The following is a 25,458-nucleotide window of genomic DNA, read 5'->3' as shown; positions in this document are numbered from 1 at the left end:
GAGTACCTCCAAAATAGGGTGTTATAACACTCATAATGATGAAAACTAGTATCCTCTTGCTGCGACCTTTCACTTAAGTTGCCTTTTTTTCGATATTTTCTTCAGGATTTACTCCTGAAAACCAATCAATCTTTCTGGTCAGATACATCACCACAGCTAATATAACAAACAGTCCAATGCCACCCATTAACAATGCAAAATCTTGCAGTTGTAGAACGATGTATAAGTAGCCGTAAAGAAGAACGAGTATCCCCAAAATTATACTTGTGTGAAGATTGCTTTTTAATACGCTCTTTGTGTATGTGGAAATCAAGGAAACAGTAGCAATACTTGCCAGGAAATAAGCATATTTAAATAACATATGTTCAGAAAACGATAGCAGAAGTGTATAAAATACAAGTAATGAAAATCCTATTAATAGATATTGAATAGGATGTATAATTTTTCTATTTAATAATTCTATCATAAAAAACGAAAGAAATGTAAGGCCGATAAACATGAACGAATATTTAGCTGTTCTCATATTTTTTTGATATTCATCGACAGGAAGCAATAGACTAACACCAAAAGAAGATGATTGAATCTTATATTTGTCGCCGAGCCATTTTTGCGGATAATTTCTGTTTAAGTGAAATATTTTCCACTTTGCATTAAACCCATCATTATCTATTTCTCTCGATTCAGGAAGGAATTCACCTATAAAACTTGGATTTGACCATTCTGAACTAATTTCAACACTGGTTTCTTTTCCAATTGGAGTGAACAGCAAGCCGCTGCTGCCATTTAATTTAAGATCGAAAGAAAATACAACATTTTGATTCGATTGTAGAATATCAATAATCCTGCTGATACCAGATTCCAGCACGTCATTTGTTTCAATTCCTGAATTGGCTAATAATTGAGTATCATTTATATTGAGAGTAACTAAATCCTTTATCCCCTTCATATCCGTTATACCTACTGAAATAAATGTGTCTTGCCAAATAATGTCTTTTTGAGGTACTTTTAAATCACTAAGATTGGGGTATCTAAAAATTCCTTCAAAATGCAAATCGGCATGATAGAGTACTACCTCATATATACCTCGATTCCTGACCTCAGGGAAAATTTTTCCGGAGATATGCAAATTCTCAGGCAAAAAATGTGCATACATGACTGTTGTTACAATCTCTCCCTTTTCGTTTTTAAAATGATAATTATAAGGAACAGATAATATGGGTCCTGTTAAGGTTTGTTCTTGACCCCATTTGGCACTCACTTCATTTATGGCTCCATCACGCCTTTCCTGTCTTTCACGAATTAGAGATTGAATCATGGCAGCAGGTATAAAAAAAACGATAATTAAAAATCCAATTATGAGTAGTCTCGCACCAATTGACTGTTTCATCCATTTGCCAAGCATAAGTTTTTCCTTCTCATTTTCAATATCACTATTATAAAAAAAGCTACTTAACTATATTAACAATACCCGCAAAAACGGGGTGTTATAACATTAACAATTTTAACGCAACATGTATATGACTTGCAAACCACACTGACTCCAATAACTATTTACGGCAGAATATACTATAATAACAAGAACTTTGCAATACAAAGTTTATAAAAAAATCAACGACTTTAATTACAAAATGATACTCTATTCCAATTCGTTATTAAAATGGAGCCCTAAGTAGTGTTTGACCGAAAACTTATCATTTGTATGGGCAAAGAGTTTCGTTCAGATACTAAGTATTAGTGTCAGCCAAGTAGCCGCGGCCAATTCGTCGAAAAGTGTTCTCAAATCGTTGGCATTTTTTCCTCATACATCAAGTCGAAAAACACAGCGTTTACGTGTTGGGCAAATTCGGCCGTGGTGGCGACGGTTGCACCCCGAGCGGCAATATCCCGGGGCACCGGCCCATCCTCCAGCGCCTGTGTTAATGCTTTACGCAGCAGGTTGGCAAACTCGGCCGTCGGGGGGAACCATTCGAAGGCAGCGGCCAGCGCCAGGTAGCCCCCTGTTGGATTCGCGATGCCCTTTCCGGCTATGTCGGGTGCTGTACCGTGTAGCGGTTCGAACAAACCGACACAACAACCATTTTTGGATACATGAGGGTTAACACTGGCCGAACTGCACAACGCGATAGAGCCGGCTTGGGCGGCGGCTAGGTCGCTCAGAATGTCGCCAAAAAGTCCTTCAGTCACCAGCACAGACTCTTTTAATCCACGTTTTCCCATCTCGTAGGCGCATTGGTCCACGTAGACGTGGCGACAGGCCAGTGCCCGTTCCTCGGTCACTTGTGTTGCAATCCTACGCCAAAGCCTACTGGTCGCCAACAGATTTGCCTTGTCCACAGAGACCAAACCACCTGTTTCAGTCACATAGTCGCACGCGATTTCGACGACCTCTTGGATTTGTTCCGGCGTCAAGCGAATTTGGTCCGTTGCGGGCTGACGGCCATCGCTCTCTTGACGGGTCTCGGCAGTCCCATAAGCCCCTCCTAATATATTACGCACAATAGTGAGGGGCGGTTGTTCCCCGCGCCAGATTTGGCGAATACTTATTCTTAGGTCGAAATGCTCTCGCAAGCGCAGCAGAGCCAGTTCGGGCCGATACTCCCGGGCATCAAAGCCGGGGTGGTCGCCAACAGCGCCGAAAAGAATAGCGTCGGCGGCCTCGCACGCCACCAGGGTCGCGGCGGGCAGACCTTCGCCGGTCTCCAGATAAGCCGAAGCACCCACGGGCCAGGGACCGGTGATTTCCACCCGACCATCTACAGCGAGCCTCTCTAATATTTCAATAGGACCTGCCAGCACCTCGCTTCCGATGCCGTCCCCCGGTAAAATTGCCAGTCGAATCATTAGCCGAGTAACTCCTGACCATTCCTGGTCATAATTTTTTCCAACTGTCTCTCGCCAACGATCGGTTCCACTCGTTCTATCCAATCTTTTATCCCGGCATGGTAGTCTGGAAATGAGGTGTGGCCCAGGTCGCTGCCGAACAGCAACAGTTCGTTAGGATAGTGGGATGCCAGGTATTCGGTGGGTGAAATCTCGGTCTCGGACAGATGGTCTGCCAGGACGCCGATTTCGATTCGCGCTCCAAGTCGGGAGAACTCGTCACCATGCTCATCTCGCCAGCCCAAAAAGGGCATCAGGGGATGGTTAATGAGCAAGCGCTTCACCCCCCTGGAGACCGCCGTCTTAAAAAGACAAAGGGTTTCATCCATGCTGACGTGCCCGGAACCGAGTACCAGGTCGTGGTCGGCGATGAGGTCCAACACCGGGAGCCATTCAGAGCCCAACTTGTCGTCATCGCAAACGGGTACTGGTGAAAATGCGAGTTTGCGATGAACGCTCAATGCAGCCTGGCTTTGCGCCGCGATGTGGGCGGCGGCGGATATTGTCGGCATCCACACCATGCGTCCCCCCAGTGAGGCTGCCACGGCAACGGCATCGGGATTTGCCCCGCCGGACGGGGGAATTCAACACGACCCCGCCCACCGTCTCCGGTCCGGCCAACGCCGCCCGCTCGACGGAGGAACCATGGTGGGCTTTTAACACCCATCGCACAACGCCTGCCGCTTTTGCAATCCGAGCCATCTCGGGGTCTGTGTAGCGCCTGGGCAATAAGCTGGGGGCCGCGTGAACGTGCACGTCAACGATACCTGTCATCATTTTCCTTGATACTTCCCAGGGCGTTTCTCAAAGAACGCCGCCAGCGCTTCCCGATGGTCGGCCGTGGGGTGCAGCAGCGATTGATAGGCGGCGCATGTGTCCAAATAGTCGGGCAGGGACTGTTCATATGCTTTGTTGAGCAGCCGTTTGCTCAGTTTTAATGCCAGAGGCGGTTTGCCCGCGATGACGGCGGCGATTTCCCGCGCGCGGGGCAGCAGTTGCTCGTCGTCTACCACTTCATTGACCAAACCCATCTGCAGCGCTTCCTCTGCGCCGACCAACCGCCCCGAAAAGATGAGGTCCGCCGCAATGTGACGCGGCACAGTCCGCGCCAAAAACCAGGCTCCACCGTCGCCGGGGATGATGCCCAAATTGACAAAACCCTGCCCAAAACGGGCGCTGCGGGCAGCGATACGTAAATCGCACATCAGAGCCAGGTCGCAACCGGCTCCAATCGCCGTGCCGTTAACGGCCGCCAGAGTAACCAGATCCAGTTGTGCCATTAGCCGGGTAATGCGTTGCACGCCTCCGCGATAATTCTCATACACTTCAATGGGTTCGCCGTTAAACATGCCGCTGTGGTCGCGCATGGCCTTCACGTTCCCACCTGCACTAAAAATCTTGCCGCTACCGGTCAGGATAAGAACCGATACATCGTTGGAAGCCTGCATAGCACCGATAGCGGTCTCTAATTCCTCAATTATTCGGGCGTCGGAAATCGTATTGCCGGATTCTGGCTTTTGCAGCGAGATGATAGCGACGCGGTCAGAGATCTCAACCTGAATATCTTGATAGTCCATATAGCCTCCTCCGTTTAAAGCTCAAATTTCTCACAGACCTTAGTCTTGCCAAGTTGACAACGGCTCACCTTGCCTACCCCGGCAATGCGCGGCAGAGATTCAACCCGCACAACCAACGAGGGCCGCATAAAGGGGGGTAAAGTCTGCGCTCTCGCAAGCAATTTTTCTTTCGGCAGCGCCTCTGGTACGACGACGTATAACACGACGCGGTGGTCCACCAGGACGCTGTTCTCCCGCCACAGCGCTAACTCGACAATTTCCTCGATTTCAGCAAACACGCCTTCGACATAGGGGATAGATACATACTCTCCCTTGACTCGAATAGACTCAGCCTGGCGCTCGATGAAAATCAAACGACCATGTTCGTCCCGTCGACCGAGGTCACCTGTATGAAACCAGCCATCCTCAGCCATCAGCGGAACCAGGCCGTCGGCCGTCTGATAGCCGGAGGACAGGATATGGTCTTGTTTTCCGCGCATCAGGATTTCGCCGTCGTCGCTCAAATTCCATTCGACGTCGTGGCGCGGGATGCCGGCATAGCGCGACATCCCCTCGGGGTGGGGACAAAGCTCGCCCAGACGCCAGCTCCAGATGTGACACAACCCGCCGGCCTCGGTGGAGCCGTAGCAAGAATAGCCCAGCGGTATTTGAAATTTGCTCATAAAGTCCTGGTCGGCGAAAAAAACACAGCGAATCTTGTGACCGGCGGCATCCTCGGGCGTGGTCGATTTTTTTAATATCTCTACGGGCGGGGCGTGCAAAAAGACGACCGTCACGTTGTTATCCTTGACCATTGACCAAAAACGACGGACGGAAAAGCGAGTCGTTCCCAGCACATTCGCACCACCCACTAGCCCACCCACCACGCCATAGCCCAATGGATTGATGTGGAACATGGACAGCGGCGCAAAGACCGTGTCTGACGGTGAGAGCGCCATAGAATCGGCGATAAAGCGCCCCAGGCTGAGAAAGTAACGCTGGGACTGGGCACAGAATTTGGGCAGCCCGGTGGTACCCGAGGTGTGCATATAACCTGCAATATCCGTTGCGTCTCGGGATAGACCACCCAGAGCCGTCTCCTCCCCGTCCGCCTCTAAAGAGACGATAGTTTTGGCTTCCTGATCGTATAGCAACAGTTGATGCTGGGCTAAGTGGGTGGCGTCTATGTGGCAAGCGTTCGGTTGAATGCTAGCCTGAGGCGTCCGACCAACCCAAACCACCCCATCCACCTGCAGATTGGACAGCATCTGCCGAATCAAATCATCGGGCAGCGTGGGGTTTATCATCGCCGTCTCTACGCCGGCCAGTTGCAGTGTTGTCCACGCCACCAGGTAGCTGGTGCTCGTGGAGCCTATCACCGCCACCCTCATTCCCGTAACCAGACCGGCGACGGCGAACTTGCTGACGCTCTCCCGGGCAATCGCTACAACGTCGGCCAACATTATAGGATGCTCGACGACGCCAAAAAGCGCATCCGGTCGTCGCTCTGCACGGTCAAGAATCAGTTGGGCCAGGTTTTTCATGCCAGTCCCTCGTAATCATCAGATCGAAGCACGCGGCGGGCGATATAGTTGCGCAGGATTTCCAGGGAACCACCTGCCACTCGCAGCACCTTCATATCGCTGAGGATTTGTTGAAACGGAGTACTCTCATACAAACCATAACCGCCAACGAGGCCAAAGGATTCGTTGACAGCGTATTCGGCAGCGTCTATGGCCAACTTTTTGGCTAACGTTGTTTCGAGGGCATGGTCTTGATCCAAATCCGCCAATCGTGCCGCCTGGTCTCGGGCCAGTGAGGACGCATACAGCTTGCTGTAAGCGTCGGCAACGGTCCATTGGATACCCTGGAAATCGGTTACCACTCCTTCGCCCACCTGCCGCTCTCGTGCATACGTTATCGCCTCCGCCAAGCGCCCGCCGGCCAAAGCCAATCAACTCTGAGGCGTTGCCTAGACGGCTGACGTTGAATGTTGAGAGCAAAGTCTTAATGCCCTGGCCTGGTTCTCCTAATCGGGCAGCATCGGGCACGCGCACGGACTCGAAGGCGACGTCGGCGGTGGGAATCAAACGCAAGCCGATGGGGGAGGTCTGTTTCGTAGTGATGCCATTCTCATTAGCGTCCACCAAAAAGGATGTTATTCCTTGCTCTGCCATCGCGTATACAATCATTACGTCGGCCTGATGACCCAGGTTGATATGGGTTTTGCGCCCGTTCAAAACCCAATCCCCACCATCGCGCTGGGCGGTGGTTTGCATTAACTTCAGCGAGGAGCCAACGTCCGGCTCCGAGATGGCTTCACAAAAGATGATTTTTCCATCAGCCATCCCCTTCAGGTAGCGTCGTTTCTGCTCGTTGCTGCCCCATATCTTCAGCCAAAGCTGACCCTGAATCGAGATTTGCGGCGAGACCAACCCCAGCCTGCCCACCTCTTCTTCGATGAGACAGTATTCAGGCACACCTGCGCCCAATCCGCCATATTTCGTCGACGTCATCGGCCCGACCCAACCCCGCCCGCCCATTTCCAGGTACAAGTCGCGGGGAAAACGAGTCGTCCGTGTACACTCATCCAGGTAGTTTCGGTGTTCTTCGGCAAACGCTGTCATCTGTGTGACAGTATCGTTTTGCCAACCTGGTTTGAAATACTTGCCTTGTATACATGGGTCTCCTTTTGCGCTTCACGCCGTCCGTATGCACAGGATTTCGCGGACTTTGTATAAGGTCGCCACTTCGCGTCCTGGAATCTTGGGCGGGCCGACAATCATGATTACCGATTTGGTAAAATGTGCTGTAGAACTATTAACTAGACCTGTGAAAACAAATGTTAAAACATTATAGTTATCAAAACTTATAGTCCGTTGAAGAAACCATATAAAACGCAAAAAAAGCGGTTTATACTGTGTTTGCAAAATATAAAACCAGTCAATTTATGGTGTAGAATTTATATCCTGGGGGTTTTTAAAACTAATATAAAATACTTTTCCCCAAAAGCAAGAATGAAATTTCAATTTAATGACGCTTGGTTTTCAGCTGCAATCGACCACTACAGTCTCCTCCCTTAAAGTTGTCTAAGTTCAATTTATTGCCGCCTCGCTGTCCCCACTGTATCCAAGTCTTGGTGCGTGTTTTTTATCTCAATAGATGAATGAAATCAGCTTGTTCGAGCTTCCCTATACTTCAGGTACAGCATCTCCCGAATTCTTCGATCAACATTTTCTCCTCGATCCTGATCCTGTTGAGGATTATTGCCATAATAAAATACCTTAACGCTAAGGTAGGGGCATGGTGCGCCCCCGTACCCCTAGGCTATTTTTAATTCCTTTCCTTCGATGTATTCCATCACAATGAACATTTCATAATCCTGTTCTTCAATGGCATGAATGGAATTGTATTTCCTATCATGGTGAAATAATCCAAAGTAAGTTTATGCAGGGTAGGTACCGTCTTCGCCAAGCTTTTCGTGGATTTTGTTTACCCTGTTGGGTAACAAATTTGTCTGAACTCGAATATCGACTTTTTTACTTAACCTTGGGGCGTTGGAACCCAAAAGCTCTGACTGTCTTATCCCACGGGGTAAATGAAGTATTTTTTGTCCAATCATATTCATTTGCCTGTAGGCGCTTTTCTCTTCACCTCATCAAACCAATTATTCACGACTTCCAGATGAGTTATATGCGTCTGCGGTTCTCCCTTTAGCATCAGGAACTGTTTACCGTCTTTTGATACTGAAAAAGAGATGTGATGATTTTGAGTTCTAAGTGCGTATTGGTCTCGAAACAGGGGCTTTGGGGGTGTGACGGAAAGCGTTTCGCCAGACTGAACTTTGACAGCCATGATGCTGCCTTCACCACGATAGAATAGCTCGCTGCCATCGTGACTCCATATCGCCTGGTTTCCGCCCCGTGTCGACACAAGTACCTTTTTACCCAATCCCGGAAAAGCCTGAATGTATATTTCCCATTGCCCCGATTCATCCGATTCGTAGGCAATCCAACGGCCATCCGGAGAGATTCTACCGTTGCTTTCTCTGTAAGGCGTCCGCAACAACGGCTGCGTAGAGGGTTCGCCCTCCAGGTTAAGGACCCACAAATCTTGCAATGTTGTTGGAGCGTCATCAGTTAAGATAATCGATTTGCCGTCGGCTGACCAGGAGTCCACGTGCATGTGATGGTCGCCGGTCCAAAGTAGTTCTTCCTCGCCGCTGCCATCAGAAAGTTTTCTGTAGATACTGCGAGGTTATCCAGCCCGAGATGAGGAGAAGGCTATCCACCGTCCATTAGACGACCAGAATGCGGTCTCGTCTTCGCCTGGATCATGCGTCAATCGGGACAGCGAGCCACGACTAAGGTCATAGACCCATATGTCATTGCCGGCATCCCGCGCATTCACCGCAACGCGGCGGCCATCCGGAGAAACCCGAGGGTCCCAATAAAGGTGAGACGCTGCCGGGACTTCAGTTTCTATGCCATTACGATCTACCCAGACCAGGTTGTTTCCGCCCTCTTGCACACTTTTGACAAAGAATAAAGAGCCTTCCTGAGAAAAACCGTAACGGTAAGCAAGATTATCCGGGTCTTGTCGGAGAGCTGGTCGAGCAGGCCGGGGATACTTTCCTGGCCATTGCCCTCCACTTTGGTGGAGAAAATTCGGTCGCCGGTTTGCGGGTCAATGACCTTGAAATCGACGGTGTAAAGCTGCCCGAATTTCCGAATCGTCGCCACCGCCAGGGCGCTCAAATTTGCTCGTTTGGCAATTTCACGGCCTGTCGTTTCATCGACAAAAGTCAGCTCGGGCCTGTCCATTTGTTTGAACTCGTCGTACATGCGCGTACGCGACATGACGTCCAGTCTTCTGGATTGTTCGAGTGGGGTAATCAACATGCCGGAAAGACCGTCGAGCTCAGGCTCATTGGTCTGGTTGACAAAATCTACGACTGCAATAGGTACGCGTTCCTTGGGCGCTTCATCTTCAGGCCCAAAGAGTAAAAAGCCGCCAAGGGATAATAGAATCAGGGCGGCAATTCCGCCATATAAAAATGTCCGTTTCCATAGAGGTGCATTGCGATGTGCCTCTACTTTTCCAGATTTCGAACCTGCGCCTACGGCAATTTTCTGTAAATCGGTCAGCAGGTCTTCGGTATTCTGGTACCGGTCTTTGGCTTCTTTCTGCAAACATTTATTGACGATGCTTTCGAGATCTTCCGGAAAATCGTTGCGCAATTCCGCAACCGGCTGCGGATCTTCATTCAAAATGGAATAAATCACCGCCTGTTCGTAGTCGCCTTTAAAAGGCAGTTGGCTGGTAAGCATCTCATACAAAACCACGCCGAATGACCAGATGTCACTGCGCTGATCTACCTCCTCGCCCCGTGCTTGCTCCGGTGACATGTAGGCAGCCGTGCCGAGGGTGGATTGGACTTTGGTTAACTGAGCCCCGCCAGCAATCTTAGCCAACCCGAAATCCATGATCTTGACCTGGCCTTTGTCGGTGATCATAATGTTGGCGGATTTGATGTCGCGATGTGTGATGCCTTTTTCGTGCGCGGTTTGCAGGCCGGAAGCGATTTGTATGGCGTAGGTGACAATATTTTCCAACTGTAGGGACGAAGCATTCTGCTCATTTATTTTTGAAATTGTATCTGCATGTACTCTTGAATGCTTCGCCCCTACAACATCTTTCAATTCACTTCCCTCAATGTATTCCATGACGATGAACATGTCACCTTCAATTTCTTCGATAGCATGGATCGTGGCGATGTTCGGGTGGTTCAATGCAGCCGCAGCCTGCGCTTCAATTTTGAAACGTTTACGATCTTCCTCGCTCGCCGCAATCTGGCGCGGCAGGAATTTGACGGCGACGTCGCGTTTGAGCTTGGTGTCCTCAGCCTTGTAAACGACGCCCATCCCGCCTTCATCCAAGCTTTTCGAGGATTTTGTAATGTAAAATTGTATTTCCTATCATTGTTATATCAGCCAAAGAAAGTTTGTGCGGGACGACTTGTCCCGATTCGTCGGGAAGTTCCCGCCTTCGCCAAGTTTTTCAAGAATTTCGTAATGAGGTATATTTTGTCCAATCATATTTTGGTTTCCAAGGAGTTTAATGTGCGGGACAGGTTCCCGCCTTCGCCAAGCTTTCCCAAAATCTTATGATGTGAAACGGTTCTACCTATCATCATTAACTCTTTGCTTTTTTCGGTGTCCTCAGTTTTTTACCTCATGGGATAACAAATTTAATATAATTATTAAAAACATTTGAATGGCAATTTAATTGTGGTGACTCGAAAAGTTCACAGCCTTTCTTATCAACCGAGTAAAGACGACGCCCATTTGGCTTTTGCGATTTGTGATTTCATGTTTTGCCAAAAAGCTTGTGCTCGAATGCTTTTATCGAGTTTGGCAGAATTAGACTTCTCAGGCACTAAACAACAATCTGCCAGATCATCATCGCGCCAACTCCGATTAATGCTATGGCCACCAAGCGTCTCAGCTGAACAATTGGCAAACGATGCGCAATTTGTGCGCCAATATATACACCGGCCGCTTGGGCGATTCCCAAGTGCAACCCCAATCCCAGGTCGATCTGACCATAGAGCCAAAAACCAATCACTGCAAAGACCGCAATCGGCAGTTGAATAGCCTGACTGATGCCGATTGATTTTAACGCCGGGTAATGCAGTGTTATCAGTATTGGCACCAAAAGAACCGGCCCTCCCGTCCCCGGTTAAGGATGAACCGAAGCCAACCAAAGCGCCTATAATAATCAACAACGGTTTTCTGAAATCGGGTATTACTCCGGATTCATTCTGACGATTGATAAACACATTTATCCCGGAAAAGGCGATCAATCCAGCCACGATCAAGACCAGTACGTCCGTATTGAGATTGGTATTTACAAGCGCCCCGAGTAGCGCTGCCGGAATAATCCCAACACTTAACCACAACACTTTTTCCCAGACAATTGATCTTTTATTGGCATAAGTGAGTGTACCAACGATGCCTGGAAACAAAAAACTCAAGCTGCTTGCCGACATGGCGATATGCAGATCGATCCCCAACACGAAACTGAGCAAGGGCACAAGAATAACACCTCCGATTCCAATCGTGCCAATAAGAATACCTGCCAATAAACCTATCAAAGTTAATAATAAAAACATGATTATTGAGTAGAATGTTTAAACTACATAATGCTCATTGGGGTAGGTCTTTTCTGAACAGTCATTATCTTAATTTTCACTTGATCAAGGATTTTACAAGTACGAAGATGATTGAGTTACACTATTGCGATATTTGTTCGGCTCCAATGAAAAAGAAACCTCGTTGAAATTACTATTCGGATGTATTAACAAGTATGTAAATTGATATAATGTGAGATGCAACTGTTTTTATGGCATGACTATGAAGGAAATATTTATGCTTGATCCCAACCAGAAGCTTATGGTTCGGGTTCGAGAAGTGGAGGGCGGGAGTGAAACCCGCCCTTACCCGATTATCCTAAATTTATGCAGCTTCAATTCGTCGAAGGCCACTCAGATCCACCCTGTCTTGTATTTTCCATAGGTCATATTGGAGTTGGAGTTTCAGCCATCCCTCCGGGGTCCGACCAAAAACTTTAGATAAGCGTAAAGACATTTCCGGAGTAATTCCTGCTCGACCATTTAATAATGCGGATAATGTTTTGCGCGTTACTCCTAAAGATTTCGCTGCATCGGTCACTGTCATATTAAGAGTATCCAGACAAAACTCACGAATGATTTCTCCTGGATGGGGGGGATTGTGCATTCTCATGAAACCTCCTTAATGATAATCTTCATAGTTGACATCGGTTACATTGGAATTTTGAAATTGAAAAGTTATCCTCCAATTACCGCTAACAGATACAGACCACGTCCCTTCTCGATTTCCTTTCAGGGGATGTAAACCTAATCCGGGTAAATCCATATCATCAGGAGATTCAGCGGTTTCAAGAAGTGCAAGAATCTTACGAAGCCTATTTGCGGATTCCGGTTGAATACCTGCAATACTTCCTGACTCGAAAAGCTTTTTGAGCCCTTTGTGTTTAATTTGACAATCATAATTCTTAACTGTAACTGATAACGTATCAGGTTTCAATATTAATTATGTGTTGTCGATTTTTAAAGAGGATAACATAGGTATGAAACGAGTCGCTCCAAAATGGTAATTTGTGAATTTAATTCTATAAAAACAAATAGTTAAACACATTTATTTTCTTTTCTTTTTCCAGTATAGAGGACTTGTCTAAACCGACCTGATGCCTAGCCGAAATTATTTTATACGATCCACCGGGCTGCGAACACCTCTACCACCCTGGTTCAAAACATGTGTGTAAACCATGGTGGTATCCAGGTTTTTGTGCCCAAGTAACCATCTTCTAGTAAGTGCGTAGCAAATGAATGCCTCAAAGTACGGCAGCTAACAGGTTTATAAATTCCCGTTTTCAAACGAGCTTCTTTTAGTGCGCGTTGATCATCCAGTTTCCCTGGTGATGCCGTCGCCTCACGCCGCTTCGGGAATCTGTAGAAATATTCGGGGCAGGAAATATCCACTGCCAGCCAAATTAAAATTCCTGCTCGGTTTTAGTACTATAATGCCTGGTCGGTCTCGCAACCTGAACCTGATCCAGCAATTTTGGCTTTTTAGATTCTGAAATTGTGTGGTCCACCGTGCTCATAGAGCCCCAAAAGTTTATTTATTTTGAATAGCTATACTTACATAGCTTTTTATTAAAAGTCAAGGGAAAAGATCGATGAACAAAAAATCAAGTCCATTTTTTCTGGTTTTCTGTATTTAAAAGTGAAGAGTAATTAAAGAAATGACACTGAGTTCAATTCTAATTAATCTGTGATATCTGTGTAATCAGTGTAATTTGCGGTCGCCCCCTAATTGAATATTCCACTCCGAGCCGGAACCAATCTTGTAACTTTGCGCAAAATTCCCCTGGTTAATCGCTAAAGCAATTTTATTCAGACTATTAAAGTAGATTAGTGAAACTCCGATGGGAACATCTGCAAAGGTGTTTACAAAAGGGATTTTTTCTTCAAATATAACTTTCTCGCCACGAGATATTTTTACCCGGATTTTGTCGCCTTTTGTTGCCTTGAGTCCGTTAAATATTTGTTTGTCTATATTAGTCCAGATGTTGCCAAAATTGACATCCAGTATTGGAATATTACCCACGACAATGCCGTTTTCAAATTTTGCTTTCTGGTAGGGGATGCTGAATACTTGGGCCGGTAAGACCGGTCCAACCTCTTCATAACCAATAATGTTGGCAGCCAGCCTTGCGCCTGTATAAGCGTAAACATCCCGGCCATGGAAGGTGTAAGATTCTTCGGAAGATTTCCTTCTGTTTATGGCTTCATCAATTTCTCGAACCGCTGCGATCCCTAATGAATTAGCCACGAAGGTCAATGTGCCATTATCCGGAGAGACAAAATAATGCCCGGAACTTGTTTTCAGTACAACTGATTTTCGCTCACTGCCCACTCCGGGATCCACAACTGAAACAAAGACAGTTCCGGCCGGCCAGTACCTGGCGGTTTGGTCTAATCGGTAGGCTGCTTCCCAAACATTAAACGGCGGGATTTCATGGGTCAGGTCAAATATATTTAAGTCCGGAGAAACGGAATAGGCCACCCCTTTCATCACCGCGACCGCCCCATCTTTGACACCAAAATCGGTTTGAAAAACCAAAGCATTTTGCGCAGAAATAGTGACAGGGAAAAGTGTAAATACAAATATCAATCTTAAGAAAAATTTAATCATACAACTCCTTGGGTTTGATTCACACTTTAATTTATGGCAATTCAACCTGGTAAATGTCGCTAGGAGGTCGGCCTTGCTCGGTTTCGCCTACAATTCCTGGCCGTTCCGAAGTGAAAAATAAATAATTTCCGTCAGGGCTCAGGCTTGGCGCGAAATCGGAGAATTGTGAATTGATGAAATCACCTAACTTTTTTGCTTTACCCCATTTGTCATCACGAAAACGGCTGATATACAAGTCTGAATTACCAGATCCATCCTGAGAAGTCGCAACAAAAACCAGGAAACTTTCATCAGGAGAAATACAGGGATTGCCAATATTATCCACTCCATCGATTGGTATCTCGATCTTTTCAGGATGCGTATAATTTCCATCCACATTTACAGATTTATATAGATTACTGCTGCCGTTAGAATCAAAGGAACTGAAATAAATGGTACCATTCCTTGTAATGGATACAAATATTTCATTAGCGTCTCTATTTAAAGGCGATCCGGGATTGATGGGTTCGCTCCAGCCATCTCCTCTGCGAGTGACATACCAGGTGTCAAAATCAGGTTTAGGCTCTGTGCCTGTAACAGGTCTGTTGGAGCTAAAATACAACCGCTCGCCATCCGGTGAAACGAATGGATCGACATCGCGATAGGTGCCATCAGAAAAGGGTAGATTCACAGGTTCGGTCCATTTACCGTCTGAATAGTTGGATTGGAGGATGAACAATTTGCTGCGGTCAGCTGAAGCCTGGTTAAAGTAAACGGTTTTGCCATCAGGCGAAAAGGTGGTGGCAAATTCCGGTAACTCGGTAGAAACAATTCCGGAAGCAAAGATTTTGGCTTGAAGAATTGGATCTGAACTAAAATATGGATGATTGCTTGATCCTGAATCACAAGAGAGAATGAATGCTACACTAACAAAAAGGTTTAATATCCTGCTAAAAGGAATTATTTTTTTCACCGAATGACTCACTAATTGATGGATTGAATTCTATTCATTCAAAATCGACACATTTGCTTTCCAGGGTCCAACCGCATCTTTATATTGTTTCGCCATGGTTCGTGCGATTTGGCGGATATGGCCTAAATCATGAACCGCCCAGGTTGCTATCAATTGTTCTATTGTTACCGGACCCAATTCAGGATGTGTTCCTTTTAAAGAGCATTCTTTGGATCCCAGGCTTAAGTCTGTCAAAAATTCAAGATTCTCTTCTCGTAATTTAGCAAAATTTTCTAAAAGATCATAGATGTTTTCGAAAAAGCAAATCGATCAAATGGGGCGAAGGGTTTGGATTCACCATGTTCCAGCATGATCTTTAACCGGGGGATCCAATCCGTCTCCTCGCCATGGATCAAATGTCCTAATACATCGAATGGGCTCCAGGTATCCGGGCCATCATTGTTATAAAGCCAAACATCGGATAAATTACCCAGCAGAGAATTTAGTGTAGCTGGGGTTTGTTTAAGAATTTCGATGGATTGATTGAATTGGAATTTCATACGAATCTGATCTTTTTTAAATTAGTTTCTGATGTCGTAAACCAAAATAGTCCTTCCCAGCGATAAGTAAAACTACTCTAGAACCTCATTTCGAACCAACACCATTCCAGGGAGACTACCAGTCCCTTTTCCACCATCAACTGTAAAATCACCATTTAACAGAACATATACAATCCCTTGTGGGTACAAATCCGGTTTCAGGATGGTTGCACGATCCTTAATTTTATCAAAATCGAAAATGACAATATCCGCTTTATAATTGGCGCGAATGTAACCGCGATCCGGCAAGCCAATGATTTGTGCAGCCAAACCGGTCGAAGAACGAATCGCAAAAGGCAAAGTGATGATTCCTTTTTCCTTTACATAATAAGCGATTTTACGAGGGAATGCCCCGTAATAGCGGGGATGCTGGCCTGGCCGGGAATTCATCGATACACCACCGTCAGTGCAGGTTGCAGTGTATTCTTGTTTCATATAATTCTCAACATCAAATGCAGAACCGGCAATAGGCCGAAAAAGCACGCCAGAACGAAGGGATTCATCGCTATACAGGGCAAAATCGATGAGTTTTTCCACCGGCGATTTCCCTTGCTCTTTGGCGACTTCTGCAAGGGTTTTACCAAATAGATGCTCTTCATTTGGAGAACGGATAATAATCAAACGATCTGCGCCGCCTTTTAAATCGATAATGTATTCAATATCTTTGATGAGGATATCCTTCGTTTCAGGATTTGCTAAATTCTGCCGTAGGTTCTTTTTATAATCAACAAATAATTCTCGATTACGCCATTGAGGATCGTCCATGCCACCGCTGCGATCTGTTCCCGGCGGTGCAAAGCCCCATTGCGGGATGATGCTCACCGGTCCACCACCAAATGTCTCGTAAGGGTATTGATCAAGATAAACCTGCACGCCATCTTTACGTGCACGGTCGATCATAATTATATCTATTGAAGATTGCCCCCATGTTGTTGGTCCTTTGGCTTTTATATGGCTGCCGACCACCCGAATGCCCGCTTCTTTGCCAATGCGAATCGTTTCTTTCATACCATCTGTACCAGTCAAACGCCAGCCGTCCACAATGGAGGGCGTCTGCCATCGAGGTAGGGGAGATTGACTTCGTTGATGCGCATAATAAAAGCCATTGAATTCAGAGACGACTTTTGCCAGTTCGATTATTTCTTCCGTGTTGCTGAAACGTCCCGGTCTGTATTCAGGCGCTGCTCCAATTCCCCAGGCCCCTTGCTGCATGCCTGCTCGGACAAGTTCCTTCATCTCGGCAACTTCTTCGGCTGTAGCCAGGCGTTCATAATCATCCCCCATAACTCGCCCACGTACTGTACCATGGCCGACCATGGGCACAACATTTAATGCTATTCCCAGTTTTCGATAGGCTGCGATTTCTTTGGAAATTGGCCACATCGGATTCCTGCCGTCCGGTCCGACGACCACTGTCGTGATACCTTGTGCAACCAGGTTGTGGGCTTTGCGTCGTTCGACATCATCGGAAACCAGCGCTCGGTCTGCATGGGAATGCATATCGATAAAACCTGGCACGACAAATAGTCCGTTGGCGTCGATAGTTCGTTTAGCAGTGGCATTATTTAAAGCACCAACAGCAACGATATGGTCACCGCGAATGCCAACGTCCGCTTTGAAATCAGGGCTTCCGGAACCATCCAAAACCCGGCCATTTAGAATGAGAATATCGAAGTCCTGGGCAGGGGAGGGTTTGATAGGTAATGTTAGGAATAAACCTACCAGGAAAAAAGTCATACAGAATGTGATTCCTGTTATTCTAGTCTTATTCATGATTATGCTCTTAAATAATAAATCCCATGACTGTTTAGTCACGACATAAATGTCGTGTTACACGTTGATTATTTTAGTAAAACTCTGTGTTCTCTGGTCCTCCGTGGCTTTTTTCACGTTTGCCGTTTGCCGTTTCACTTTTGACGTTTCTTACTTAACCACTCATCCACGCTGTATTTACCGGGTCCAATGATAAACAAACCGACAAAAACAAACAAAAATTTTACTGCATTTCCCGGGTTTCCCCGGCCACTGGCATAATGTGAGATTGTAGCCATCAACATGGTAAAGCCAAGTAAAAGACAAACCGGCCTGGTAAAGAGCCCCAATGCCAGCAAAAGGCCGCCAAGCGATTCTGTGATGGCAGCCATAAATCCCCAGAATACCGGCATGAAATCTATACCGATTCGTTTCATGGCGCCGCCCACATTTGTCCATCTTTCAGGTCCACCAACCAACGTGAACATTCAAAGGCACAAAGGCACAAAGGCACAAAGGCACAAAGGCACAAAGGCACAAAGTGACAAAGAAAATATTAATATCTCACTCCTTCATATATTTATTTTCCCATTCTCCATTTCACGTTTGCCGTTTGCCGTTTGCCGTTTCAAGTCTCACCTGGACAAAACCTCAACCTCATGTCCCGCCTGCAAAGCCTTATACTGGTTATTATACATTGCTTCCACTGTGGTTGGCGGCAGCACGAATTGACCGGTTGTTACAGCATTCATCTTAAGGACAAAATCCAAAACTTCACGGGTTTGATTTCGATTCCTGCGATTTCTGCGATTCCTGCTTCGTATGTTCCTGGGAAAATCGAAGAACCACATGACACGATCGTCCCGGATATCTAAATATTCTTCATAATTTAAATTCCAGTTCGACATCCAATTTGGCATGGTTTCTCCAGTGAGTCGGATGTTATCAACTTCCCAGCCAGCCGGCAGCAACTGTACCAGGGCAAGCTCCTCGATGGATACCTTGTTTGGATTTGCTACTTCATAATGAGCCCAAAATGAGCTGCCTTGCTGCAATGCCTTCGGATCGATTTTCATGCCGTCTTCATCCAACCAGGTGACCTGTAATCCAAGATTTTTGGATTCGTCCCTGGCTTCGCTAATTAGAGGAACTCCATCCCAACTCAGGGTTACAAAAGCCCTGGTTATCGTTGCATTATCGTTCAGGCGCACTTCAACCTGGTTTCCGAAACCCCTGGTAATTGTATGGGAAAATTCAAAATTCTGTGTATCAAAGTCGATTGTCTCACCATTGGGAAGACGAAATTCGCCAGTCATAGTGGGGATATCACTACCTTCGCCCTCAATTGTATAAAGATACTTGCCCAAGGCTAAGAGCATAAACCCGGTTGTTTGGGTTGAATACCAATCTCTTGCCGAAAGCACGCTGGCAATTTGTTGTGCCAGCTCATCCGCTTCATCCATTCTTTGAAAATTAATGAGTTGATCCAGGATGATCGCCCTATCCCGCCATCCGGAACCGTAGGTGCCTCCGAATTCATTATAGTCACTCACCGACTTCCCTGTTTCCCTGAGTATTTGCGTTGCAGTCCGATCGATGCCGGCCATTTTATAAGCGCTGGCCAACAGCCATTTCTCCACATCTCTCATATCTTTCAAGTTGTTTTCCTTGAGCAGATTCATGGGACCAATAGCCGGTTCACCTGCCAATGCCAGCAAATAAACCCCGTACACCCGGGTCATCAAATTGTCCCTGGTAACCAGCGCCTGGGATTTTTGGTAGCGCAGCCAATTTTTCATTAGACCCGCTGGAACACTATAACCCAAATTTTTGGCTTCAATCAGGAAATGGCCGGCGTAATTGGTCCCCCAACTGGATGGACTTGTACTTCCGGGCCAGTAGGTGAATCCCCCGGATGGAAGCTGAAACCTCCGTAATCGTTTGATTCCCTCATTGATGTTAAGATCGATTTCATCCTTTTCAGTCAGGGTTTGAGCCAGGATCGTTTTTAAATATAGTTGTGGAAAAACCGCCGAAATTGATTGCTCGATGCATCCATACGGATATCGAATAAGCCATTGCAAACGATTAGCAAAATTCATTTTGGGACGCCGGCGAATACTGATACTGGCATGATTGCTACCGGGGATTCCTTTGTCAGGTATAATAAATGAAACAGTTCTTCCTCGCGCGACCTCTTTTTCTGCTGATTCGTACAACCTGGGTGATGAGGTCCGAATATCCAATTCTGTTTGAAATTCACTGCGAATATTTTGACCCTCCACAGATATATTTATCGTGGCAATTCCCGTTGCCATATTGGCAGACAGGTCAAAAAACAGATCTTTTTCACCTTCCTCATTGAGTAGAATTGCCTTTGAAGAAACTCCACTGATAGTCACCGGCCCTTCGGTATTTATTGAAACGGTTACGGTTCCGATACTGTCCCGCATTGCAAAAACTGTTACTGGCACGACAATCTGATCGCCAACGCCGAGAGACCTCGGCAGTGATGGCAATACCATTAGGTCTGTTTTAACCGGTACTGTTTGATCGGCATGACCATACTTGCTGCCTTTCGCAGAAATGACCATCACTCGAACAGAGCCGATATAATCCGGCATTTCGAATTGAACCGAGGCCTTGCCATTTTCATCCGTAGAGAGCGGTCCTTTGAACAGGGCAACCGGCTCGAATCGTTTTGCTTTCTCGTCATCCATTTGTGAAGTTCGATATCTAGCAGCCAGATCACCACCGATTGAGAATACTTTAAAAACATCGCCTTTGTTGATGCCGATGATATAAGAATAAAGGTCGTAGGAATTCACATTTAAACTTTGTTTTGCAAAAAATAACTGCCAGGGATCCGGGGTTTGAAAATGGGTAAGATCGAGCAAGCCCTCATCAACAACAGCAATGGTAAACTGGGTTTCCGACTCATCGGATGTGGAAATATCGATGTCAAATAACTCTTTTGGCTTCAGGTTTTCGGCCATGTTTATGATAAGGGTTTCCCGGGTAGATTCCTCTTCGACGAACAGCGGTACAACACCATACATTCTAATTGGCCGGTCATTTTCGGTTTGACTTTGAGGTTGGATAATCGATACCGATACATAAACATTAGGCAGCATTTCCGCTGTGACAGGTATTTCAAGTGTGGTCTCGAAATCCTCAGGATTAGGATTTTGCCAGTAAGAATCAAGTATACTGGATGATTTTTCAATTGAAACCAAAATGCGGCCCTCTTTTGGGGTCGGGAAAGAAACGCTAGCGATGTCACCGGGTGCATACTTGTCCTTGTCTGATTTTAGAACCAATTCACCTGCATTGTCCACACTTGCCGGCGCCGAGCCCCAATGATAAGCGCTGAAGAAAAATGCTGCGGTATGCCCATTCAATCCGTCCGTGACCTCAACAAGATACTCACCTCGATCTTCCGGAGTAAATTGAAGGTGCACAGAATTGTGCTGAGAGATCAAATCGTCTTCTGTTAATAATTTGGTATGAGTATTACTTTTGAATCGAAAACGAAAATCGGAATGGGAACCATATTCCCACCACCAGTAACTTGTATTCTTGTAAATCCTGTAATGTAAATTTCGCCCGGAAACAGGATTCCCCCCCGGATCGACCAGAATTATCGGAACATCCATAGGCGCCCCAACCCTGGTATAGCCGTAATCAAACTCCGGAATTTGAATGCCAACATAATATTCGAAAGGATCGATGGGAATATCTTTGAAGTTGAAATTAGGTCGTCCACCTTTTTCGAATACCGTTGCTTTTACAATAGCATTGATTGCGGATGGAGAATATGAAAGATCCGGCAAAGTCCAGGAAACGGAACTTTCGCCATCCGAATTCAATTTGCCTTTAAAGATATTTTGTTTGATAGGTTTGAATTCAATCTGTCTATTTGAAAATTGGAATTTTCTATATTTTGAAAACCGTTTGGTGCTTGCATTCAAATTAACTTCAACTTCAGCTTCAAGGTTGGATGCCGGATTCCCAAACAAATAAGTGCTCTTCACAATTAGATTCAAAGCCTTATCATTCCAGGCAAGTCGGTCTTTTACGGGATCTATGTTCACTTTGAGGCGAAACGGCACTACTGTCTCGACCTTTAATGGATAATTAAATTTGCTCATTCCGGCAGTAACTTGCGCCCGCCAGTTGCCGGTTAAATCAGCCGGATGGGTTTCGATCCGGAAACTGTAAAATCCGTCTTTGCTTTCCCGGTTGATCTGTTCATACACCATCTGGTTTTTCGGATTGTAAACTTTCAACGTAACCGGATGATTCTCAGGAAAGGTATCATCGTCATTACGGGCGATTACTGATAGATAAATGGTATCTCCCGGTCGATAGACACCACGATCGCTATAAATAAAAGCGCGGGTAGCGCCGGGTTGGATTGTCTCGCCACCGGTATCAAATGTGGAGAGATTCCAGCTCATCTCGTTTAATTTGATCAAACTATGCTGACCGTCTTTTTCGGCTTCGACATAGAAAATATCCTTAGCAGGAACATCGAAAATCGCGCGCCCCTGGCCATCGGTTGTCTCACTTTGCATGATTTGATTCTGGTAGGTACGCAGATTGACCAAAACACCGCTTAAGGGTGTCGCGTCTTTAATATTCGAGGCATATACGATTTGTTGTTCATGCCCCTGTTTGTAAGTCAGTCCGATGTCACTGATAATAATGGGCTTGTAAATTTGTCCATAGCGATAAAGATAACCTTGGGAGTTCGGATTGGTATAATAATTCTCGCCAAAATAGCGTCTGCGTCTTGTGGGAGTGGATTGGTCATCCATATTATAGACCATACTGTTTTTATCAAAACTCAGCTTGATCAAGTGCAGGCCATTTTCATCCGGTTTGATAAGCTGTTGCAAATCCAGTTCGTGTTGCAGCCAAATGTTTTTTGTCTCCCCTATTTCTAATGTGTCATTAGCCACGATAACACCAACTCTTTCGACATAGTAATCATTGAAAGATTCATTGCGATCACTTCTACCCCCCAATTTCTCAGATTGCAGGAATTGACCCAAGTTGGATTCAAAGACTTTTTTGATTTCAACATGAACAGTTCGCAGGTTCAACGTTTGGAATCGAAGGGTTCGGTTATTCACAGTTGGTAAAAACACGCCGTCGCTGGAAAATTTCATTCCTGGTTTTAAATCTTCGAATTCTAATGTGTTCGTGAGTTGACTTATAATCGTCGTGCCCCATTTACTGCGGATTCCAGCATGAACTACTAGGGTATAACTTTCACCGTAATTGAAATTGCCTCGGATGGTGATGGTTTGTCCGGATTTAGAAAGTTTGCTTTCCATTGGCGGATCAAAGGTAATCAATCCTGTAATATCCTGGTTTGGATCCAACTCATCGGAGAATTTTACTTCAATCGCAGGTTGTTGCCCCAAATCCACTTTTCCAAAATCTATAACTGTCAAATTTGAAAGTGGGAAAAGTTTCGCTTCTTTTTCGTAATCTTGTGAAATTCCCAGGGGAACTTTGTTTAGTTTGAAAAACAATGTTTTTTCTTTTGTATCACGTTCCACCAGCTCACTTTCAAAGCGGAAATGACTGTTACCGCTACCACGGCTCCAACTGAGCTTGATGTTTATCTTATCAACTGTTAACTGCGATGCCCTGTTCACGGCTTCTATATCAATTTCTTCCGTGAACAAAACTTCTCCCTTGTAGAGCAGGCGACTGGGATCGTTTGGATTCACCAGCTCAAAATCAGCGGATATGGTATTAATCTCGCGGCCTGCAACGGAAAATTGAATTTGTAAAGGTTGCAAATCTGCGTCTTTATGTTCCGGAAAAAGAACCGCTAAATCCAGTTTGCCTTCATATTCAGCGCGTAATGGCAGTTTCCCATTGGGTGAGAATTTCAAGGTGCGTCGATCTTCCCATTCCGTAATTCCATCGATGGATGGCTCGAACTCGAAGACCTGTTTTTGCATGACAACACCCACGAGGTTCTCCTCGACCATCTCTGCGACAAATCGGACCCGAATAGCATCTTGTGAAGAAATCAAACCGACAGTTACCTGGCTGATCATTTTGGCGGTTTTTAACGGGTAGGCCAATTCATCTTTTTCTCGTTTGCTGCAATGAGTGAAAAATATTATGAACATCAACACAACCCATATGCGCCGAAAGCGGATATGGTTAGATTTTAGCTGTTTCATTAATCCTCCCTGGGATTATATTTAAAAACAATAATTTATTAATAATCTTCAAAATTTGAAACCCAAGCATTATTTTATTCCCCTGTTGATGATCTATTTGTTCGTTTTAAAGATAAAGATGCTATTGGTTAAAGGCAATTGGAAATGTTGTGACCATGACTTTCCTTCAATACAAATCAATCTTCACCAGGCGCCCATCAAGCCCGCCATTGGAGAGCGGCATTTTCCATGAAGCTTTTAAACCAATATTTTTGATATATTTTCTCTCACCGAAATAAATATAGGCGATGGAACCGGTACAACGTTGCTTCAGAAAATCCCCAAAAGTTTTGTAAAAATGGCATAGGTCTTCATTTTTACTCATCCGGATTCCATATGGAGGATTGCAGACGATGATTTTATTTTCGAGTTTCTGAATATTAAAAACATCTATTTGTTTGATCTCGATAGCCTTATTGGGATCGATCAACGAACTATTATAGATGGAAGCTTTCACAGCTTCTCCGGAGATATCGCTGCCTGAGATGAATCCCTTCAATAAAGGTTTTATTTTTCCCAAACTTTCCTTTTTGACCTTTTGCCAAAGTGAAGAATCAAAATCGGGAAGTTTTTCGAATCCGAACTTTTTGCGTAGAAAAGCGGCCGGTGTTTTCGTCGCTTGTAAATAGGCTTCACAAAGCAAGGTTCCGGACCCACAAAAGGGATCGACGAGAGGCATGTCTCCATTCCATTCCGTATGTTTTATTATAGCTGCCGCCAACGTCTCAACCATGGGTGCCTCAATTGTATTTTTGCGGTAGCCACGCCTGTGAAGAGAACCACCTGAAGTATCCAAACTAATTATCGCCTCATTGTTTTCAATATGCAGGTTAATCCAAACATCCGGATTTTTTGTGTCTATGGAAGGGCGTTCACCAGTGCTTTCCCGGAATCTGTCGACAATCGCATCTTTCAAACGGAGGGCGGCAAATTTAGAATGTTTGATGGAGCTGTGAGACACGGTTGCAAATACAGCGAAAGTTTGCGAAGAGTCCAGAAAATCTTCCCATTGCACTTGTGATGATGTTTTGTATAAATATCGATCGGAGTGACATTCAAATGAAATTAATGGGGCTAGGACACGATTGATCAACCTGCAATTAAAATTGATTGCATAAAGCGCTTTTTGTGTTGCGGTAAAATAAATACCCCGGTATGCTGTTTTTGTATTCTCAGCGCCAAAAGATTGAAGTTCTTCTTCGGCAATGTCCTTAATATCATCTGCTACCTGGGCAAAATAGCGACTGGTATTTTGGTAATTATAAATCATCAATTAAACAGTAATTATATAAAATTGGAATCTAAATATGAACTTGAAATATTTTCATTTCACGCCTAAAATATTAAAACTATTTTTTTTGATATTTTGATTCAGTGGGCAAAAATAGGGTTCTAATTTTAGTTTTAGATAAATACTAATTCAATCATGAGTTTTTCCCCTTGACAAACACCCAATATTTATACAAATTAAATTAAATTCCCATCTGGTATTTTGATACCATTCTGCAACACAAAATAATGCAATGGAGGCTTTATGCGTTTTCTAGTTATCCTGGCCTGGACGTTAACCCTGGCGTGGCAAACCCAGGCTCAAAACGATCCTTATGAATTACCGATTCGCGAGCACATTTTCGAAAACGGTCTGCGCTTGCTGGTTCTGGAGCGACACGGCGACCACCGGGTTGCCTG

The 25,458-nt window shown here is 45.4% G+C and carries 19 protein-coding genes and 4 pseudogenes; 1 reads left to right on the top strand and 22 read right to left on the bottom strand.

Annotation, left to right across the window (positions count from 1 at the left end; genetic code table 11):
• Positions 1-73: 73 nt before the first annotated feature.
• The 22 genes and pseudogenes from creD to IIC38_04490 all read right to left on the bottom strand — a co-directional run bounded on the left by creD (position 74) and on the right by IIC38_04490 (position 25,036).
• A complete protein-coding gene (creD, locus tag IIC38_04595; protein MCH8125221.1) occupies positions 74-1,402 on the bottom strand; it encodes a cell envelope integrity protein CreD in 1,329 nt (442 codons plus the stop codon).
• Between the two features lie 374 nt (positions 1,403-1,776).
• On the bottom strand, positions 1,777-2,841 hold the full coding sequence (locus IIC38_04590; protein MCH8125220.1) for a hypothetical protein: 1,065 nt from the start codon (positions 2,839-2,841) through the stop codon (positions 1,777-1,779).
• Positions 2,841-3,657, bottom strand: a pseudogene (locus IIC38_04585) (hypothetical protein). Before IIC38_04585 ends, IIC38_04590 begins: the two are co-directional and overlap by 1 nt.
• Positions 3,654-4,457 (bottom strand): enoyl-CoA hydratase/isomerase family protein, encoded by an 804-nt coding sequence (locus IIC38_04580; GenBank protein MCH8125219.1) that lies wholly within the window; start codon positions 4,455-4,457, stop codon positions 3,654-3,656. Before IIC38_04580 ends, IIC38_04585 begins: the two are co-directional and overlap by 4 nt.
• A 14-nt stretch (positions 4,458-4,471) precedes the next feature.
• A complete protein-coding gene (locus tag IIC38_04575; GenBank protein ID MCH8125218.1) occupies positions 4,472-5,980 on the bottom strand; it encodes an acyl--CoA ligase in 1,509 nt (502 codons plus the stop codon).
• Positions 5,977-6,369, bottom strand: coding sequence for a hypothetical protein (locus IIC38_04570; GenBank protein MCH8125217.1), 393 nt, complete (start codon positions 6,367-6,369; stop codon positions 5,977-5,979). The genes IIC38_04575 and IIC38_04570 overlap by 4 nt, the downstream gene beginning before the upstream one ends.
• Before the next feature lie 121 nt (positions 6,370-6,490).
• Positions 6,491-6,784 (bottom strand): annotated as a pseudogene (locus tag IIC38_04565) (acyl-CoA dehydrogenase family protein).
• Positions 6,770-7,063, bottom strand: a pseudogene (locus IIC38_04560) (acyl-CoA dehydrogenase family protein). Before IIC38_04560 ends, IIC38_04565 begins: the two co-directional pseudogenes overlap by 15 nt.
• 818 nt (positions 7,064-7,881) lie before the next feature.
• Complete coding sequence (locus tag IIC38_04555) at positions 7,882-8,058, bottom strand: hypothetical protein (protein ID MCH8125216.1); 177 nt, start codon at positions 8,056-8,058, stop codon at positions 7,882-7,884.
• Between the two features lie 2 nt (positions 8,059-8,060).
• Complete coding sequence (locus IIC38_04550; protein MCH8125215.1) at positions 8,061-8,615, bottom strand: PD40 domain-containing protein; 555 nt, start codon at positions 8,613-8,615, stop codon at positions 8,061-8,063.
• Positions 8,616-8,693: 78 nt separating this feature from the next.
• Entirely contained in the window at positions 8,694-8,846 is a 153-nt protein-coding gene (locus IIC38_04545; protein MCH8125214.1) for a PD40 domain-containing protein, read from the bottom strand.
• 86 nt (positions 8,847-8,932) lie between these two features.
• Positions 8,933-10,360: a protein kinase gene (locus tag IIC38_04540; GenBank protein ID MCH8125213.1), complete on the bottom strand. Its 1,428-nt coding sequence runs from the start codon at positions 10,358-10,360 to the stop codon at positions 8,933-8,935.
• Between the two features lie 398 nt (positions 10,361-10,758).
• On the bottom strand, positions 10,759-11,610 hold the full coding sequence (locus tag IIC38_04535) for a sulfite exporter TauE/SafE family protein (GenBank protein ID MCH8125212.1): 852 nt from the start codon (positions 11,608-11,610) through the stop codon (positions 10,759-10,761).
• A 343-nt stretch (positions 11,611-11,953) separates the two neighbouring features.
• On the bottom strand, positions 11,954-12,241 hold the full coding sequence (locus IIC38_04530; GenBank protein ID MCH8125211.1) for a HigA family addiction module antidote protein: 288 nt from the start codon (positions 12,239-12,241) through the stop codon (positions 11,954-11,956).
• A gap of 9 nt (positions 12,242-12,250) precedes the next feature.
• Positions 12,251-12,565 (bottom strand): type II toxin-antitoxin system RelE/ParE family toxin, encoded by a 315-nt coding sequence (locus IIC38_04525; GenBank protein ID MCH8125210.1) that lies wholly within the window; start codon positions 12,563-12,565, stop codon positions 12,251-12,253.
• Between the two features lie 765 nt (positions 12,566-13,330).
• Positions 13,331-14,239, bottom strand: a complete 909-nt coding sequence (locus IIC38_04520; protein ID MCH8125209.1) for an S-adenosyl-l-methionine hydroxide adenosyltransferase family protein — start codon at positions 14,237-14,239, stop codon at positions 13,331-13,333.
• 31 nt (positions 14,240-14,270) lie between these two features.
• A complete protein-coding gene (locus tag IIC38_04515; protein MCH8125208.1) occupies positions 14,271-15,191 on the bottom strand; it encodes a PD40 domain-containing protein in 921 nt (306 codons plus the stop codon).
• Between the two features lie 30 nt (positions 15,192-15,221).
• A pseudogene (locus IIC38_04510) lies at positions 15,222-15,730 on the bottom strand (DinB family protein).
• 72 nt (positions 15,731-15,802) lie between these two features.
• Positions 15,803-17,542: an amidohydrolase family protein gene (locus IIC38_04505; protein ID MCH8125207.1), complete on the bottom strand. Its 1,740-nt coding sequence runs from the start codon at positions 17,540-17,542 to the stop codon at positions 15,803-15,805.
• Between the two features lie 134 nt (positions 17,543-17,676).
• Positions 17,677-18,009, bottom strand: coding sequence for a DoxX family protein (locus tag IIC38_04500; GenBank protein MCH8125206.1), 333 nt, complete (start codon positions 18,007-18,009; stop codon positions 17,677-17,679).
• A gap of 147 nt (positions 18,010-18,156) precedes the next feature.
• A complete protein-coding gene (locus IIC38_04495) occupies positions 18,157-23,730 on the bottom strand; it encodes an alpha-2-macroglobulin family protein (protein ID MCH8125205.1) in 5,574 nt (1,857 codons plus the stop codon).
• Between the two features lie 166 nt (positions 23,731-23,896).
• Positions 23,897-25,036: a class I SAM-dependent RNA methyltransferase gene (locus IIC38_04490; protein ID MCH8125204.1), complete on the bottom strand. Its 1,140-nt coding sequence runs from the start codon at positions 25,034-25,036 to the stop codon at positions 23,897-23,899.
• Between the two features lie 267 nt (positions 25,037-25,303).
• Between IIC38_04490 and IIC38_04485 the strand changes: the two genes are divergently transcribed.
• A partial coding sequence (locus tag IIC38_04485; protein MCH8125203.1) for a hypothetical protein occupies positions 25,304-25,458 on the top strand: 155 nt, incomplete at its 3' end.

It is taken from the genome of candidate division KSB1 bacterium (assembly GCA_022566355.1).
Taxonomy (GTDB): domain Bacteria; phylum Zhuqueibacterota; class JdFR-76; order JdFR-76; family DREG01; genus JADFJB01.
The sequence above is the reverse complement of the archived record's forward strand: the minus strand, read 5'-3'. Positions and strand labels throughout refer to the sequence as shown.